We start from the raw sequence: 17,094 nt of genomic DNA, 5'->3' as shown, positions 1-17,094 counted from the left end.
CTCTTTGCAATCGTCTCATTGCTCGCACCGAAAGCATCACCACCTTATGTTGCAGACCTTTTTAATTATCCATTTTCTGCTGCGCTTCAATAACTTTTATTAAAAAACGAGTAATCCCTTCATAGAAAGAATGGATCGATTTTTCTTTAAGTTTTATTTCAAATTCACTCAGCCAGTCCAGGTGATCCTCAATGAACTCTCTGCTGAATTTTTCAGGAGCATGTTCGATGAAGTATGCTGCCAGCTCAAGCAGAATGGATATATGATCGGGAATGCCTTTGTACTGCATTGGAATTTCCATTTTCAGTTCATTTAAGAGGAAGGTAATGTGCAGGGCCGGATCACCTTGCAGGTAGCCTTTTTCCCGAGCAAATGGAAGAGTACAAGTTTCATCCTGGGTCCACGGTTTATATAGCGACTCTATCGGAAGGACGGCTTTCTCTTCTGCTGACCCGATCGCCTTTTTATGTATTTTGCATAATTGTTCAAAGTCATCAGGCAAGATCCCGTCTAATGAAGATTCAAAACCATATAAATCCCTGGCCAGTAACTCTAGCCTTTTCAGTAAATGGTTTTGCTCCATCTCTTTCCAGGTCTCCAAAACAGGCGGCTTATATAAGTCTGCAATAATGTTAAAAACCACCGCAGTTCCGGCTCTCTTTTCGATTGACTCAATCATCTGGTTACACCACCTTTCGATTACATCTTCACTATATTTCAAGCAAGTTTGTGAAACAACAAACATTCTGTGGAGAATAGCCTTTTAGTATGTGAAGGATTTCACCTAATAAGACTGGAAGATTTTCATTGACCTTCCCGCCATACACTGTGCTAAGTCCGCTCTAACCTGCTTTTTTTCTATATTTGTGCTAGAGGTTTTGTGAACATTCCTTAACATCTATATGAATTTCTGGCGAACACGACTTTTTTAAAAGACTTTAATCGTAGAATGGTAGTGTAGTAAAAATGAATGTTGAGGTGACCTTCAATGTCGCTGATTGGCAATTGGATTGAAAGCTTGAGTTATGAATTGGAGATTTCCTCCTCCTGTACAAGAAAAATCAGTCACATGAGTTCCTGTACAGCCTGCATAGACGAATGCCCCACAGAAGCCATACGTGTGGAAAATGGCGAAATAAATATTAGCAAACAATCATGCACGACTTGTGGTGTCTGTATCACGATTTGCCCGGTACAGGCGATTAAAGGACAGTCACCACCAAGGAGAATCATCCAAAATCATATTTTATTGGAGGATGGTTCTGCTTTACCTACTGTCACTGAACTTCTTTATTATCATAAGAAAGGAATACGACGCGTCCATGATCCATTGATGTGCGAGGAGCTAAAGGAGAAAGTCAAGCGGACAAATGAACTGCTCGCGAAAATGGAATTTGAGCCACTATCCCTCGTAAATAAAGTTGAATTAGATATAGGAGATCAGCTCCTGATATCAAGACGTGCCTTTTTTGCCAAGCTTACTTCAGACAGCAAAAAGACCGTTCTTTCTTCTATGACTCCAATCAAATGGCGGTTCAATGAAAGCAGCTTCAAAACCTCGAACCTTTTTAAAGGTTGGTCATTTTATGAGGTAAAGTTGAATCAAGAGGATTGTACATTATGCGAGGCATGTTTTGCGATTTGTCCCTCTGATGTATTCCGCCTTGTTGATGATTCATTGAAACTTACGGATCATAACTGCAGCGGCTGCCGTCTTTGCAGTGACATATGCAGAGAAAAATCAGTGCAAATCTTCCCTAAAGTCCATAAAAGTGATGAAGAGAGATTCCCGGTCATCAAAACTAACTGCCAAAAATGCCATACTCCCTTCCATTCCTGGAGAGCAGCAGAATTATGTCCAATTTGCAGCTCTGTTGAAAAACCGAATTTCTTCTTATAAATACATGAACGAAAACAGGCAGCAGCGACCCCGGGTTACCTTACAGGGTAGCTGCTGCCTGTTTATTGCGTAAAAAAAAACTAGGAAGTAGAAGCTTCCTAGTTCGATGTTATTCTTCCTCACCAAGCAGGAAGTCTGGGTTCAAGTCTTCAAATTCATCGTCATCGACTCCGTGACCCCACTCGTCCTCGTCACAGTCACATCCGCCTGGGTGAGTGACGACACAAACCTTGGTTTCACCGATGACTTCGACCAGGAATTCCCTTTCGACGTGAACGATGATTTTGTTGCCATTTGGCGAAATGACCGCTTCGATGCAGTTAGGCTGCTGAAGGACTTCAACGAGCACATCATGGTCATCCATGCAATCTGGATCACGGTACTTAAGCTTGATGACATCGCAGTAAGTTACTTTCTCCGTGACTACTTCTGTTTTTGTATTATCATCAAAGGAGTACCAGATGTTGGCTTCGTAGGACCCGTTTACCTCAACCACTTTCCCTACTTTCTTTGCCTTGTACTTATGGTTTATGACCCAAGCGCCAAGAATGCTGCTTGGATGATGCGCTGGGTTGATCGTATGATTGGACTGTGTGAATTTACGTCCTTTCGCTACGACGGCTTTCGTGATAATCTCTCTGTAATCTCCCATGCGAGCGAAACCTCCTCAATCTTTTTCAATTCATCCTATGCGTGATATTAGACTAGTGTGCGATTAATTTTAGAACCGCTGTTAAAAATTTAGGCATAGTTCATTGTATGCCCACAGGCGATGAATGTTCCCGATTGATGAAAGATGATGGGTAATTCATTTGAGCATTCACTGGAGTCCATTTATAGTGAGAAACCTGAAAAAGAAAGCAAAATAATGTTTTGCACTTGTAGACGGAAAGCTCTTTTTCGCATGGCTCTGTTAAAGTTCAATATTGGTTTTACACCTGTTGATTGTATGTAGTGGAAGGCGCGTAGACTCCTCCGAATTTTTCCTCATGCGTTGGCGAGTTCGAGGAAGGTTCTCAATATTCTGCGGGCGAAGCTGATAAAGTGAGGCCCCGCTGGAGCAAAGCAACGTGAAGGCTCAGCGGAAAGCGAAGCACCCGGAACGCATATTAACTGTCCTGTTTAACAGAGCCTTTTCCATAAAAAAGACACCTGCTATAAACAGGTGCCTTGTTTTAACTAGTGATTTAATGTTCGTGGGTGTGGCAGCTTGCTCCGTTCTGGAGTGAAGCGCCGGTTTCGCCGCGGAGGATATCTCCTCCGGTTGATACAACGATTTCATCTGTAACAGTATTGGAAATAGTCGTTGCGACCATCTGCAGCAGGTCATTTACATCGATCTGGGATTGCTTGAATTCCTGTACTACCGGAATTGCGTCAAGCTGCGCTTCTAAGGAAGCGATTTTTTCCTCGGTCTTTTTCAAAGCTTCTGTTTTTCCATAATGCTGGAAGTTTACGGCTTGTTTTTGAAGACCTTTTATAGAAGAAATAAGCGTTCTTACTTTTTCATTCTCATGAATTTGTGCTTCAGCACGCTTAAAAAAGTCCACTTCTTCTGTTTCAGCAATCATTCGTGCGATTTCTCTTGAGCGTTCGATAATGTCATCTTTATTGTATTTTGCCAACTTACTTCACCTCAACTGGTTCGTTTTCTTCTACCATTTCCCCATTTAAAGACCATGTTTTTGCATCTGTGATCTTTACTTTGACGATTTTGCCGATTGCCGACTTAGGAGCTACGAAATTGACGAGCTTCAACTTGCTTGTATATCCCGCAAGTACATCCGGATTGTTTTTGCTTTCGCCTTCGACCAGCACTTCAACAATCTGATCTTGATACTTCTTCATCGACTGGGCAGACTGTTCATTCACAAGAGCATTCAGACGCTGAAGACGCTCCTTTTTCACTTCCATTGGAACATTATCCTGCATTTTCGCTGCTGGAGTTCCCTCTCTTGGAGAGTAGATGAAGGTATACGCTGATTCATAGCCAACCTCACGGACGAGTGACAATGTCTCCTCGAATTGTTCATCCGTTTCATTCGGATATCCGACGATGATATCCGTTGTCAAAGTTGCATTCGGAATGGCTGCCTTAATCTTGCGTACAAGTTCAAGATATTGTTCACGAGTATACTTCCTGGCCATGATTTTCAATACATCGGTAGAACCTGATTGCACTGGAAGATGGATATGGTCCATCAGGTTTCCGCCTTTTGCCAGGACTTCTATCAAGTGATCATCGAAGTCACGTGGATGGCTCGTAGTGAATCGAATCCTCGGGATATCGATTTTACGGATTTCATCCATCAAGTCTCCCAGTCCGTATTTAATATCTGAGAAGTCTTTTCCATATGCGTTTACATTCTGGCCCAGCAGGGTAATTTCCTGATAGCCCTGTGCCGCAAGCTGGCGAACTTCCTGGATGATATCTTCAGGACGTCGGCTTCGCTCTTTGCCCCGTGTATAAGGAACGATGCAGTATGTGCAGAATTTATCGCAGCCATACATAATGTTAACCCATGCCTTGATATTGCCGCGGCGTACCTTAGGAAGGTTTTCAATGACATCCCCTTCCTTGGACCACACTTCCACGACCATCTCTTTGGACATGTATGCTTCCTGGAGAATATTCGGCAGGCGATGGATATTATGCGTACCAAAAATCATATCAACCTGGTTATAGGTTTTCAGGATTTTATTGACGACAGATTCTTCCTGTGACATACAGCCGCATACACCCAAAAGCAGATCCGGTTTTTCACGTTTCAGATGCTTTAAATGACCAAGTTCACCGAACACCTTGTTTTCAGCGTTTTCCCGGATTGCGCATGTATTCAGCAGGATGACATTCGCATCCTCGACACTGTCAGTAGGCTCATAGCCTAACCCAAGGAAAATACCAGCCATGACCTCAGTGTCATGTTCGTTCATCTGGCACCCATACGTACGGATATAGAATTTGCGGCCTTTTCCCATCCCGATGAATTCTTGTGGGATGTCGAAGTCCTTATGGTACTTTACCTCTTCTTTTCCGCGCTTTTTCGCATCCTTCAAAGAAGGAGCAGTATATACTGTTTCAAAGTACTTGCTATAATCCTTGCTGGATTTTTTGTCCGAAGAATTTTCAGTTTGTACTTGCTGTCCTTCCAGGCGTTGATTTTCGTTCATGACAGATCTCCTTTCAATAGAAAGCGTGCAGGCAGCATAGATTCCCGGTAATTTTTCCCAGGAAGCATACTGAACTGCATTCTACTTGCAAAAAGGGCGATATTTTACCCTGAAATTATTAAATATACACATTATAATAGTATAAACTCTTGAATCAATGAAAACAATAGTATGCATTGGAAATACAGCATTCACGGTAAAAAAAGCCGACACAATCATATTACCTTATAACTGTCATTATAGTAGTGATACTTATCACTATAAATCATTTCGCAAGTTTTCAGTTTCATACTCTTACTGAAAAATAAAACCCCAATCCATGATGATTGGGGTTTTATTGCAATGTGCAGATTTATTACATGAATTCAGCAACAAGCTTATCAAAATGAGCCTGGTCAAGCTTAAGGTCTGCTTTTGAAAGCGGAGTTTCAGAATAACCGCTAACCAGATCCTGATAAGACTTTTGCTCTGTATTTTGATAGATTAGGCCAGTAACCAAACCTTTATGTTCCATCAAAGTCTGCATAGCCGCTTCACGATTTGACGGGTCATAACCGTCAATGTCGCTCAGCTTTGTCAAGTTTTCCTTGAACCAGTCATATGTGTTGACCTTGTTGTAAGTTACACAAGGGCTGAAGACATTGATCAGTGAGAAACCTTCATGCTTAATACCTGCTTCAATCAGGGCAGTCAAGTCTTTCAGGTCAGTTGAGAAACTTTGTGCCACAAAAGTAGCACCAGCTGTCAAAGCCAGTTCCATAGGGGAAATAGCTTGCTCGATGGAACCTGCAGGTGTTGATTTTGTCTTGAATCCAGCTGCCGAACGCGGAGAGGTTTGTCCCTTTGTCAGACCATAAATCTGGTTGTCCATGACAATGTAAGTGATATTGATGTTACGGCGGATCGCATGGACAGTATGCCCCATACCGATCGCGAAACCGTCCCCGTCACCACCGGAAGCGATAACCGTTAAATCACGGTTCGCCATCTTCACACCTTGTGCGATTGGAAGTGAGCGGCCATGGATTCCGTGGAAACCGTAAGAATTGATATATCCAGAGATACGGCCAGAACAGCCAATACCTGAAATGACGGCCAGATCTTCGGGTTCAAGACCAACGTTAGCAGCAGCACGCTGCATCGCTGCCTGTACAGAGAAGTCTCCGCAGCCTGGGCACCAGTTTGGTTTTACATTATTGCGAAATTCTTTAAAAGTCGCCATCCTAGAACAACTCCTTGCATTTTGTGTGGACTTCCTGCGGCAAGAACGGATTTCCGTCGTACTTAAGGATCTTGTGGATCTTCTCGTGTCCTCCGACATTCATCTTCATGATGTTCGCAAGTTGTCCTGTCGCATTGTTTTCAATAACTGCCACTTTCTTAGCAGAATTTACAAGCTGCATCATTTCATCAGCAGGGAATGGGTGGATCAAACGTACATGAGCATGGTTTACTTTCAAACCATCCTTCTCCAGTCTTCCCATTGCCTCTTCGATTGCACCTCTAGTAGAGTTGAAACCTACGATTAAGAGATCAGCTTCCTCATGCGGAGCATTTTTATGGATTGGCGTATCGAACTTCAGATTGCTGATTTTGCGGAAACGCTTATCCATTTGGGCAATGCGGTTCGCAGCAGATTCTGAAGGCTTTCCTGTTTCGTCATGCTCAACACCAGTAACGTGGTGGATTCCGTTTTTCATGCCTGGAATGACACGAGGTGAAATACCATCTTCAGTTACTTCATAACGCTTGAAGTACCCTTTATTCTCAATTTCAGGAAGTTCTTCTGTCGCCAGCTTGCCTCGGCGGATTTCCACTTTATTAAAATTAAGCGGCTCGACTGTTTGCTTTCCAAGTGAAAGCTGAAGGTCAGTCAGGACGATAACAGGGCATTGATACTCTTCAGCAAGGTTGAATGCTTCAGCTGCATCATAGAATGCTTCCTGGACCGTACTTGGAGCCATGACAATTTTAGGGATTTCGCCGTGCGTTCCATAGATCATTGCCATAAGGTCTGATTGTTCCTGTTTAGTAGGGAGACCTGTTGATGGACCGCCACGCTGTGTATCAACGATAACGATCGGAGTTTCAGTGATTCCGGCAAGGCCGATTGCTTCCATTTTCAAAGAAAGGCCAGGACCCGCAGATGCTGTAATCGCACGAACTCCGCCATAGTTAGCACCGATTGCCATTGTAGCAGCAGCGATTTCATCTTCTGTCTGGATGACAGTTCCGCCAAGAGCCGGCAGCTTCTTGATCAGATATTCCATGATTTCTGATGCAGGCGTGATTGGATAAGCAGCCATAAAGCGGCAGCCTCCTGCTACTGCACCCATTGCGATTGCGTCATTGCCGATCATGAACAGACGTTTCTGTCCATCAGCCTTTTCAAGCTGCATCGTCTCGGCACCAGACAATTGTTCCTTCGTATATTCGTAGCCAGCTTTAATGGCTTCCATGTTTTTATCGACAACCTGTTGTCCTTTGCGTCCGAAGATTTCCTGGACGACTTCCTCGAAAACCTGGATGTCCAGGTCAAGGATTGCACTTGTCGCACCAATCGCGACCATGTTCTTCATAAGAGATGTTCCAAGTTCAGTAGCTATTTCCGTAAATGGAACCGCATACAATGCAGCTTGAGTATCTTCTGGCTTTTTAGGATCAAACTTCGCATCAGCCAAAATGACGCCTTTCTCATGCAATTCCTTGTAGTTAACATCGATCGTTTCCTGATCGAACGCTACAAGAATATCTAAATCGTCAGAAATAGATCGAACCTCTGTAGTGCTTACCCGAATCTTGTTATTTGTGTGTCCGCCCTTGATACGTGATGAAAAGTGACGGTAGCCATACAAGTAGTAGCCTAGACGGTTCAAAGCAATAGAGAAAATTTCCCCGGTAGATTCAATTCCTTCTCCCTGCTGTCCGCCAACTTTCCATGAAAGTTGATTGATCATCTCTTACACCCCTTTAGATATGTAAAAACGCTTCGTTATTAAGTGTAGCACTTTTCCAAGTAATTCACTAGAATTTAGTGGGTATCTCTAAAACCCCTGTCAAATCTAGTAAATGGATGGTACTAAACGCTTTCAATTCTAGACCTATGTGAAAAAAAAAGCAACCCTTTCAGAATAATTCTTGACGAAAATATGAATATTTTTTTATTTGTTAAAATATTTTAAGTTTCCTGCATTCTGGCCCTCTTATTCAGGGACTGAATCCTGTTGTGTCTATTGATTTCAGCTGTTTTTCAACGGAAGTTTGGACGCCATATTGTCAAAAAGAAACTTTCGGACTTGTATATCAGTATAATATTTTTGCAATTCGTTCCAAAGGTTCTCATATTGATCATTTCCCGATAGATTCTTCACCGTAAATTCTATACCGTCAAAATCTGAACCGAAGCCTACATGATTTTCTCCTCCAAGAGTACAGACATGTTCCAGATGGCGGATTATATCATCAATCGATGCCGATTCCTTTTTACCCGATAAAAATTCCGGGACAAATGTGAGGCCCATGACAGAATCCAAATCGATCAGCGCTTTGATTTGGTCGTCCCTCAAATTCCGCGGATGCTGGCATTTCGTATAACTGTTTGAATGGGACGCAAACACACGGTCTGATACTTCCAGCACATCCCAGAACCCCCTCTCGGATAGATGGGAGACATCACAGGCTGTTTCCGTTTCATTCAGGAGCTGGACAACCTGCCGGCCAAATCTCGTAAGCCCTGCTCCCCGATCCTCTAACGCCCCGTCGGCGCAATAATTTCCAAAGTTCCACGTCAATCCTACAGAACGCACCCCAAGCCTTAACAGCGTTCGTAACTTCAACAAATCCTGACCAATGGCATCACAACCTTCAAGAGTCAGGACAGCACCTATTTCTTGTTCGGTGAGGTCATTAATCTCTGCCCTGTTAGTCACAAGCTTCATTTGGGGATTCGCCAATAGAACCTTTTCATAGAACAAATCTACCATCCTAAGTGCTGCCTCGAATTTCAGATCAGGATGGACCGATTCGGGTACATAAATGGCGAACAACTGGACTTTTGTTCCTGAAGCATTCAACTTTTCCAAATTGACCTGTAATTCCCCTGCTTTAACATAATCAAGTGTCGGATCCATTAATAGTTTATAGAGAACATCACAATGTCCATCATAGATTTTCAAAAGAATTCCCCCTTGTGCCCATTATACAAGAAAATAAAAGAAACCTGCTTGCACATGCAAACAGGCGAGTATATCAACAATTTCTTATGTGTTTGATTTTTACATTATCGGGGTTCAACAATCAACTTAATGGCTGTCCGCTCTTCGCCATCAATCAGGATATCAGTAAATGCCGGGATGCAAATTAAATCAACGCCGCTGGGTGCTACGAACCCTCTTGCGATCGCTACTGCCTTAACGGCCTGATTTAATGCACCCGCCCCAATTGCCTGAATTTCTGCGCCCCCTCTTTCGCGCAGTACTCCAGCAAGCGCACCAGCTACAGAATTAGGATTAGATTTTGCTGAAACTTTTAATATCTCCATTCCTGGCTCCTCCTTATTTTGTCCCGTACCAGATGTCCTGTTTGTGGACATCCAGGTTAGTCTGTTCCACTGCTACTATATTCAGGAGGAAGCCCACATATGACCTTCAGTTAAAAAAAGCATTGCAAGTGATGGCTTTGATTGTGTTTTTTTTGCATGGCAAGGCTTTTTTATATTGGTAATTCCCTTTAGAACCGGGATCATACCCCTGTTATGATGCTATTCGGGCGGAATGATGCCCTTATGCGGACTCTTGCCTTTTCATAAGGGTGTCTCTCAGGCGGAATAGTGCCCTTATGTGCACTCTTGCCTCTTCTTAAGGGTGTCTCTCAGGCGGAATAGTGCCCTTATGTGCACTCTTGCCTCTTCTTAAGGGTGTCTCTCAGGCGGAATGATGCCCTTATGTGGACTCTTCACTCTTCATAAGGATATCTCCTGGACGGAATGGTACCCTTATGTGGACTCTTCACTCTTCATAAGGGTATCTATCAGGCGGAATGATACCCTTATCGGGACTCTTCACTCTTCATAAGGGTATCTCTCGGGCGGAATGGTGACCTTATGCGCAATCTTCACTCTTCATAAGGGTATCTCTCAGACGGAATGGTGCCCTTATGTGCACTCTTGCCTCTTCTTAAGGGTGTCTCTCGGGCGGAATGATGCCCTTATGCGTTCTCTTGCCTCTTCATAAGGGTGTCTCTCGGGCGGAATGATGCCCTTATGTGGACTCTTAGCTCTTCATAAGGGTGTCTCTTGGGCGGAATAGTGACCTTATGCGTTCTCTTGCCTCAACCATAAGGGTGTCTCTCAGGCGGAATGGTATCCTTATGTGGACTCTTGCCTCTTCATAAGGGTATCTATCAGGCGGAATGGTGACCTTATGCGTTCTCTTGCCTCTTCATAAGGGTGTCTCTCTGGCGGAATGATGACCTTATGTGGACTCTTCACTCTTCATAAGGGTGTCTCTCTGGCGGAATGGTGACCTTATGCGCAATCTTCACTCTTCATAAGGGTGTCTCTCTGGCGGAATGGTGACCTTATGCGTTTTCTTGCCTCTTCATAAGGGTGTCTCTTGGGCGGAATGGTGACCTTATATAGACTCTTCACTCTTCATAAGGGTGTCTCTCTGGCGGAATGGTGACCTTATGCGCAATCTTCACTCTTCATAAGGGTGTCTCTCGGCGGCAATGGTGACCTTATGTGCACTCTTCACTCTTCATAAGGGTATCTCTCTGGCAGAATGATACCCTTATCCACACTCTTTTCTCGTCATAAGGGTATCTCTCGACAGGAATGATACCCTTATGCGCACTCTTTTCCCATCAAAAGGGTATTTCTCGACAGCAATGATACCCTTATCCACCCTCCTACCTCTTCACAAGGGTATCTTTCACCCAACTTAATCCTTCTCCAAATAACCGCATTCAGCTCATAAGTAAAGACTGCAGATAAACTCGAATGAGTTTTCCTGCAGTCTCACGAATGTCACTCTAATGTTTTATTCATAAAAAGGGTGGTCTTCATTTATAAGGATTTTCTGGATTTTCACTGCTTTGCCAGTTTTCTTATCCAAATCGATCAATACTGCTGATAGCTGGTTCCTTCCGTCCTTGGCTACTTCGAAACGGGTTGGCAGGCTTGTCATGAACCTTCTGAGAACTGCTTCTTTTTCTACTCCCAAAATGCCATCATATGGACCGGTCATGCCTACATCGGTCAGATATGCTGTACCAGAAGGCAAAATTCGTTCATCTGCAGTTTGGACATGGGTATGCGTACCGACTACAGCGGATACTTTTCCATCAAGATACCATCCCATTGCCTGCTTTTCGCTAGTTGCTTCTGCATGGAAATCAACGAATATGAGGGACGTGCGCTTTCTAGCTTCTTCAATCAGTTCATCGGCTTTTTTAAATGGGCAATCAATTGGCGTCAAGAATGTTCGGCCTTGCAAATTGATTATTGCCAGTTCCTCCTGATTGATTTTTAAATAAACAATCCCTTTGCCAGGAACTTCTTCTGGAAAATTAGCAGGCCGTACCAGATATTTAGCTCCATCGATGAACTCAAAAATATCACGGTTATCCCATGCGTGGTTTCCTAGAGTGACAGCCTGTGCGCCCTGCTCGAGAAACTGCCGGTAAATCTTTTCGGTAATCCCTTTACCGCTCGCTGCATTCTCACCATTTATGATCGTAACAGTCGGACGAAATTTCCCCTTCAGCTTTGGCAGGTATTCCGTAACCATATCCCTGCCTGGAGAACCTACAACATCCCCTACAAATAAAATTCTCATTAATCTTCATTCCTGCCTATAAGTTATTTATATAAAAATTGTATCATATCATCGTGATCAGAGGAAAACAGCAATGTGACCACAATATAAAAAGCGGCGCCGAAGCACCGCTTTATTTTGCGTATTCAACTGCACGTGTTTCACGGATGACTGTAACCTTGATATGTCCTGGATAATCGAGCTCTTCCTCGATTTTCTTACGGATATCACGAGCGAGGCGGTGTGCCTCCAAGTCATCGATTTGATCAGGTCGAACCATGATCCTGATTTCTCTTCCCGCTTGAATAGCGAAGGACTTCTCGACCCCTTCATAGGATTCCGAGATTTCTTCGAGTCTTTCAAGACGGCGGATATAGTTTTCAAGTGCTTCGCTGCGGGCACCTGGCCTTGCAGCTGATAATGCATCAGCAGCAGCAACTAGAACTGCGATGATCGATGTAGGCTCAGTATCACCATGGTGGGAAGCAATGCTGTTGATGACAACAGGATGTTCCTTGTACTTGGTAGCGAGCTCCACGCCAATTTCAACGTGGCTGCCTTCTACTTCATGGTCAATTGCCTTTCCGATGTCATGCAGGAGTCCTGCTCGGCGAGCCAATGTTTCATCTTCACCTAGCTCTGCAGCAAGCAATCCGGACAATTGGGCTACTTCCATTGAATGCTTAAGAACATTCTGTCCGTAGCTTGTACGATACTTCAAGCGGCCAAGAATCTTGATGAGGTCTGGATGCAGCCCGTGTACTCCCACTTCGAAGGTCGTCTGTTCACCAACCTCGCGAATATGTTCATCCACTTCACGGCGTGCCTTCTCAACCATTTCTTCGATTCGGGCCGGATGAATACGTCCATCCTGGACAAGCTTTTCCAGAGCTAATCGGGCTGTTTCACGTCTGATTGGGTCAAATCCGGATAATATTACCGCTTCCGGAGTATCATCAATTATGAGGTCTATTCCCGTCAACGTTTCCAGGGTGCGGATATTCCGTCCCTCACGTCCGATAATGCGTCCCTTCATTTCATCATTCGGAAGATTCACAACCGACACAGTCGTTTCAGCGACATGGTCAGCTGCGCATCTTTGGATGGCAAGTGAAAGTACCTCTTTCGCTTTCTTATCGGATTCTTCTTTCGCCCTGTTTTCGTTTTCCTTAATCATTAGTGCAATGTCGTGAGCAAGTTCTTGCTCAGTACGCTCCAAAATGATGGATTTAGCCTCATCACGCGTTAAGCTCGAGATGCGTTCCAGTTCAGCCTGCTGATTTCGTACCATCTCGTCCACTTTGCTTTCCATCTCTTCAATATGCTGTTGTCTTTTGGTAAGAGCGTCATCTTTTTTCTCTAAAAGATTCTCGCGTTTGTTCAACGACTCATCTTTACGATCAAGATTCTCCTCTTTTTGCAATAAACGATTTTCTTGTTTTTGCAGTTCATTTCTTCGTTCACGAATCTCACGTTCTGCTTCATTACGCAGTTTGTGATTTTCATCCTTAGCCTCCAGCAGGGCTTCCTTCTTCATTGCCTCTGCTCCACGCTTCGCATCTTCAATAATTTGTTCTGCGGCGTTTTTGGCACCTGCAATTTTTGCTTCCGCAACGGATTTACGATAAAAATAGCCAACAACTGCACCGACGAATAGGCCAAGCAAAATGGAGATGATTGAAATAATTAGATCCATCATTTTCACCTCCTCTTGCTATGAACTTGTGTTACGTTTTTTAAAGTGTCGGCATGTACATTGTTACAAGCATCAACATACAGCTCTAATGCTTTTAAACGTTTTTAATACCATGAAAATGTAAAATATACATTTTTAATTGTAAAGCTGCCAAATTTTATTGTCAAGGGTTTGTCCGATAAGGATGCCATCGATTTTAATTAATTATTCAATCAATTCTTATTTTTAGAGAGAATCGATACCAAAAAGGCCTCCTGTCATTCAGGAGACCTTGCTGGTCCTTAGTGTAAATCTATTAATCCAGTTGGAGTTCTTCCTGGTCTTCATCTGTTTCAGTTACAGTGAATTCGCCATCCAGACCGTAGTGGTCACGGATCTTTTTCTGGACTTCAAGACGGATGGACGGATTTTCTTTAAGGAAAAGCTTGGCGTTTTCCCTTCCCTGTCCAAGACGCTCACCATTATAGGAATACCAAGAACCGCTCTTATCAACGATATCAAGGTCTGACCCCATATCGATGATCTCACCCTCTTTGGATATCCCTTCGCCGTACATAATATCCACTTCAGCTGTGCGGAACGGAGGAGCAACCTTGTTCTTGACAACTTTAATCTTAGTTTTGTTACCTACCATATCATTACCCTGCTTCAATGTTTCAGCACGGCGCACTTCAAGACGGACACTTGAATAGAACTTCAAAGCACGGCCGCCTGGTGTAGTCTCTGGATTACCGAACATAACACCGACTTTTTCACGAATCTGGTTAATGAAGATCGCGATAGTCTTAGATTTGTTGATGGCACCAGAAAGTTTACGCAGTGCCTGGGACATCAATCGAGCCTGAAGACCGACGTGGGAATCACCCATCTCACCTTCAATTTCTGCCTTAGGGACAAGAGCTGCAACGGAGTCAATAACAATGATATCAATCGCGCCGCTTCGTACAAGTGCTTCCGCAATTTCCAATGCCTGCTCTCCTGTGTCCGGCTGTGACAGAAGAAGCTCATCAATGTTTACACCGAGTTTTTGTGCATATACAGGATCCAGCGCGTGTTCAGCGTCAATGAACGCTGCCTGGCCGCCATTAGCCTGCACTTCAGCAATTGCATGAAGCGCAACTGTTGTTTTACCTGAACTTTCAGGACCATAGATTTCAATTACACGTCCGCGAGGATAGCCGCCTATTCCCAACGCTACATCCAGTGCGAGGGAACCACTTGGAGAAGTAGAAATCTTAGTGTCTGTCTTCTCACCCAACTTCATAACCGAGCCTTTACCAAATTGCTTTTCAATTTGTTTTAATGCCATATCTAACGCCGCTTGACGATCACTCACTCAATCTTCCTCCTTTTATATAAAAACGAACTGCATACTGCATGTCCGCAAATCTCTTATTCAAATCCTACTATTACTATACCTTTTTCCATGCAGTTTGTCCATTAAAAAATCGAACATTTATTCGTTTTTTTTGAAGCTAGAATAATCATTAAAACTGAATTTTAAATAGCTTTTTTACTAGTTTTGAGTAGGAATATACCCTTTAAAACACGAATTCGGCAAGAAATCTGCCTATTCAGTACGCCTGGAACCACCAACAATGAAAAAACACGGAAGCAAATCACTTCCGTGTTTCTGATAATCTCTGAATTAACAGCTGGCAGCCAAACTTCACTGACCTGCTCCTGATGGCAGCTCGAGACCCGCTCAGGTTCAATTTTTCTACATGGACTGGCTTCCCCTTTACATGTACACCAATGAAAACAGTTCCTGCCGGATGCCCTTCAAGAGAGTCAGGACCTGCCACGCCGGTGAAGCTTAGGCCAATTTCCGAATTGGTGATCGATGCAATATTGACCGCAAGCTCTTCCGCACATTCTTTGCTGACAGCCCCGAAGTTCTCTATTGTAGCAGGGCTGACGTTCACCAGTCCGATTTTAGCCTCATTTGAATAGCATACAATCCCGCCCTTAAAAAGGCTGCTGGCTCCGGAAACAGAGGTCAATTCCTCCTGGAACATCCCGCCTGTAAGGCTTTCCGCTGCTGATATCGTCAAGTTCTTGCTTTTTACTAGTTTGGAAAGTTCCAATATTAGTGAGGTTTCGTCGTAACCATAGAAATACTCGCCGACTCTGTCCATGATTTCCGCTTCCACTTTATCAATTAATTCCTGGGCAGTGCCATTAGCATCATCTCTTGCTGTAAGCCTCAGGGTCACTTCCCCGTCACCTGCCAGCGGGGCAATGGTCGGATTGCTTTGCTGATCGATTAAATCCTCTATTTGTGCTTCCAATGCTGCCTCGCCTATTCCAAAAAAACGCAGGACTCTTGATTCAATCCTTGCCTGGCTGCCATTTATGCCAGTGATAGCTGCCTGGCCATATTTCAGGAACATGGGCTCCATTTCAGAAGGAGGACCCGGCAACAGCATATACTTGTGGTCAGATGTTGACAGGAACATACCCGGAGCCATGCCATTTTCGTTCTTAAGAATAACGGAACCGTCAATCACGAGAGCCTGCTTCCTGTTATTCTCGGTCATTACCCTCTTCGTTTTTTCAAAATAGAGTTCGATCGACCTCATAGCTTCCTCATCAAGCACCAATTTCTTTCCGAGCTGAGCGGCAATGGTATCTTTGGTGAGGTCATCTTTAGTTGGCCCAAGGCCGCCAGTGAAAATGATCAATTCTGCACGTTCCTGGGCAATCCTGATTGCACTTTTCAGCCTATCGGAATTATCCCCGACAACCGTGTGATAGAATACATTGATTCCCAGGTCTGCAAGCTGCCTTGACAGGAACCTGGCGTTTGTATTGACAATTTGCCCGAGAAGCAATTCAGATCCAACTGCTATGATTTCTGCATTCATATGACATCCTCCTGGCAAATCCTTTATTTAGAATTGCTGAATATTTGCTTGTTCTTGGCGAAGTAGTCCCAACCAGACCAGATTGTAAAGAACATCGCCACCCATAAGGCGATATCGGCAAACGGGATTGAGAAAGCTTCAAAGATGATATTATGCAGCAACAAAGCGGAAATCGCGACTGTTTGAGCCCACATTTTGATTTTCCCTGGCATCTTGGCAGCAACAACCTCGCCGCCTCCCGCAAGCAATAAACGAAGCCCTGTCACGGCAAACTCCCTGCTGATGATCACGATGACAATCCACGCTGGGGCATACCCAAGTTCAACAAGCACAATCAGTGCCGAGGAGACCAGAAGTTTATCCGCCAGCGGATCAAGGAATTTCCCCAGATTCGTAACGAGATTATGTTTCCGTGCAAGATACCCATCAACCCAGTCTGTAACAGAAGCGAAAATATAAATCAGCGCTCCTACTAAATGAGTGACCGGCATTGTCGTTCCAAGCAGGGCAATCTCGCCCCAGGAAAATGGAACAACCATCACGATCAAGAATAACGGAATCAATAAAATGCGTGAAACCGTAATTTTATTTGGCAAGTTCATATCCTATTCCTCCAGATGTTAATTACACAGCCATTTGGCTGAC

At 44.0% G+C, this 17,094-nt stretch carries 14 protein-coding genes; 1 reads left to right on the top strand and 13 read right to left on the bottom strand.

Translation table 11 applies throughout. The features are described from left to right. Positions 1-61: 61 nt before the first annotated feature. Entirely contained in the window at positions 62-679 is a 618-nt protein-coding gene (locus tag M3593_RS09125; RefSeq protein ID WP_251541934.1) for a TorD/DmsD family molecular chaperone, read from the bottom strand. Positions 680-988: 309 nt separating this feature from the next. On the opposite strand from M3593_RS09125, the gene M3593_RS09120 reads away from it, so the two are divergent. Continuing rightward, positions 989-1,900, top strand: a complete 912-nt coding sequence (locus M3593_RS09120; protein ID WP_144474949.1) for a 4Fe-4S dicluster domain-containing protein — start codon at positions 989-991, stop codon at positions 1,898-1,900. A gap of 109 nt (positions 1,901-2,009) precedes the next feature. On the opposite strand, the gene M3593_RS09115 is transcribed toward M3593_RS09120, so the two are convergent. The 12 genes from M3593_RS09115 to pgsA form a co-directional block, all read right to left on the bottom strand. Further along, positions 2,010-2,552, bottom strand: coding sequence for an outer spore coat protein CotE (locus tag M3593_RS09115; RefSeq protein ID WP_144474948.1), 543 nt, complete (start codon positions 2,550-2,552; stop codon positions 2,010-2,012). A 535-nt stretch (positions 2,553-3,087) separates the two neighbouring features. After that, entirely contained in the window at positions 3,088-3,525 is a 438-nt protein-coding gene (locus M3593_RS09110) for a YlbF/YmcA family competence regulator (RefSeq protein ID WP_144474947.1), read from the bottom strand. Between the two features lies 1 nt (position 3,526). Then, positions 3,527-5,071, bottom strand: coding sequence for a tRNA (N6-isopentenyl adenosine(37)-C2)-methylthiotransferase MiaB (gene miaB, locus M3593_RS09105; RefSeq protein ID WP_144474946.1), 1,545 nt, complete (start codon positions 5,069-5,071; stop codon positions 3,527-3,529). A gap of 355 nt (positions 5,072-5,426) precedes the next feature. Beyond that, on the bottom strand, positions 5,427-6,293 hold the full coding sequence (locus M3593_RS09100; protein WP_251541937.1) for a 2-oxoacid:ferredoxin oxidoreductase subunit beta: 867 nt from the start codon (positions 6,291-6,293) through the stop codon (positions 5,427-5,429). Between the two features lies 1 nt (position 6,294). Beyond that, positions 6,295-8,028 carry a 2-oxoacid:acceptor oxidoreductase subunit alpha gene (locus M3593_RS09095; RefSeq protein WP_251541938.1) on the bottom strand — a complete coding sequence of 578 codons (1,734 nt, stop codon included), beginning with the start codon at positions 8,026-8,028 and terminating at the stop codon, positions 6,295-6,297. 282 nt (positions 8,029-8,310) lie between these two features. Further along, positions 8,311-9,246, bottom strand: coding sequence for a dipeptidase (locus tag M3593_RS09090; RefSeq protein WP_251541940.1), 936 nt, complete (start codon positions 9,244-9,246; stop codon positions 8,311-8,313). A 104-nt stretch (positions 9,247-9,350) separates the two neighbouring features. Further along, on the bottom strand, positions 9,351-9,611 hold the full coding sequence (gene spoVS, locus M3593_RS09085; protein WP_010193268.1) for a stage V sporulation protein SpoVS: 261 nt from the start codon (positions 9,609-9,611) through the stop codon (positions 9,351-9,353). Positions 9,612-11,109: 1,498 nt separating this feature from the next. Continuing rightward, entirely contained in the window at positions 11,110-11,907 is a 798-nt protein-coding gene (locus M3593_RS09080; RefSeq protein WP_251541942.1) for a TIGR00282 family metallophosphoesterase, read from the bottom strand. A gap of 112 nt (positions 11,908-12,019) precedes the next feature. Beyond that, positions 12,020-13,582 (bottom strand): ribonuclease Y, encoded by a 1,563-nt coding sequence (gene rny, locus M3593_RS09075; RefSeq protein ID WP_251542348.1) that lies wholly within the window; start codon positions 13,580-13,582, stop codon positions 12,020-12,022. A gap of 295 nt (positions 13,583-13,877) precedes the next feature. After that, positions 13,878-14,918 (bottom strand): recombinase RecA, encoded by a 1,041-nt coding sequence (gene recA, locus M3593_RS09070; protein ID WP_353056081.1) that lies wholly within the window; start codon positions 14,916-14,918, stop codon positions 13,878-13,880. Positions 14,919-15,201: 283 nt separating this feature from the next. After that, a complete protein-coding gene (locus M3593_RS09065; RefSeq protein ID WP_251541944.1) occupies positions 15,202-16,449 on the bottom strand; it encodes a competence/damage-inducible protein A in 1,248 nt (415 codons plus the stop codon). A gap of 23 nt (positions 16,450-16,472) precedes the next feature. Next, complete coding sequence (pgsA, locus tag M3593_RS09060; protein WP_144474939.1) at positions 16,473-17,051, bottom strand: CDP-diacylglycerol--glycerol-3-phosphate 3-phosphatidyltransferase; 579 nt, start codon at positions 17,049-17,051, stop codon at positions 16,473-16,475. Between the last annotated feature and the right edge of the window lie 43 nt (positions 17,052-17,094).

The sequence above is a fragment of the Mesobacillus sp. MER 48 genome (assembly GCF_023714225.1).
Taxonomy (GTDB): Bacteria; Bacillota; Bacilli; order Bacillales; family Cytobacillaceae; genus Mesobacillus; species Mesobacillus oceanisediminis_A.
The sequence above is the reverse complement of the archived record's forward strand: the minus strand, read 5'-3'. Positions and strand labels throughout refer to the sequence as shown.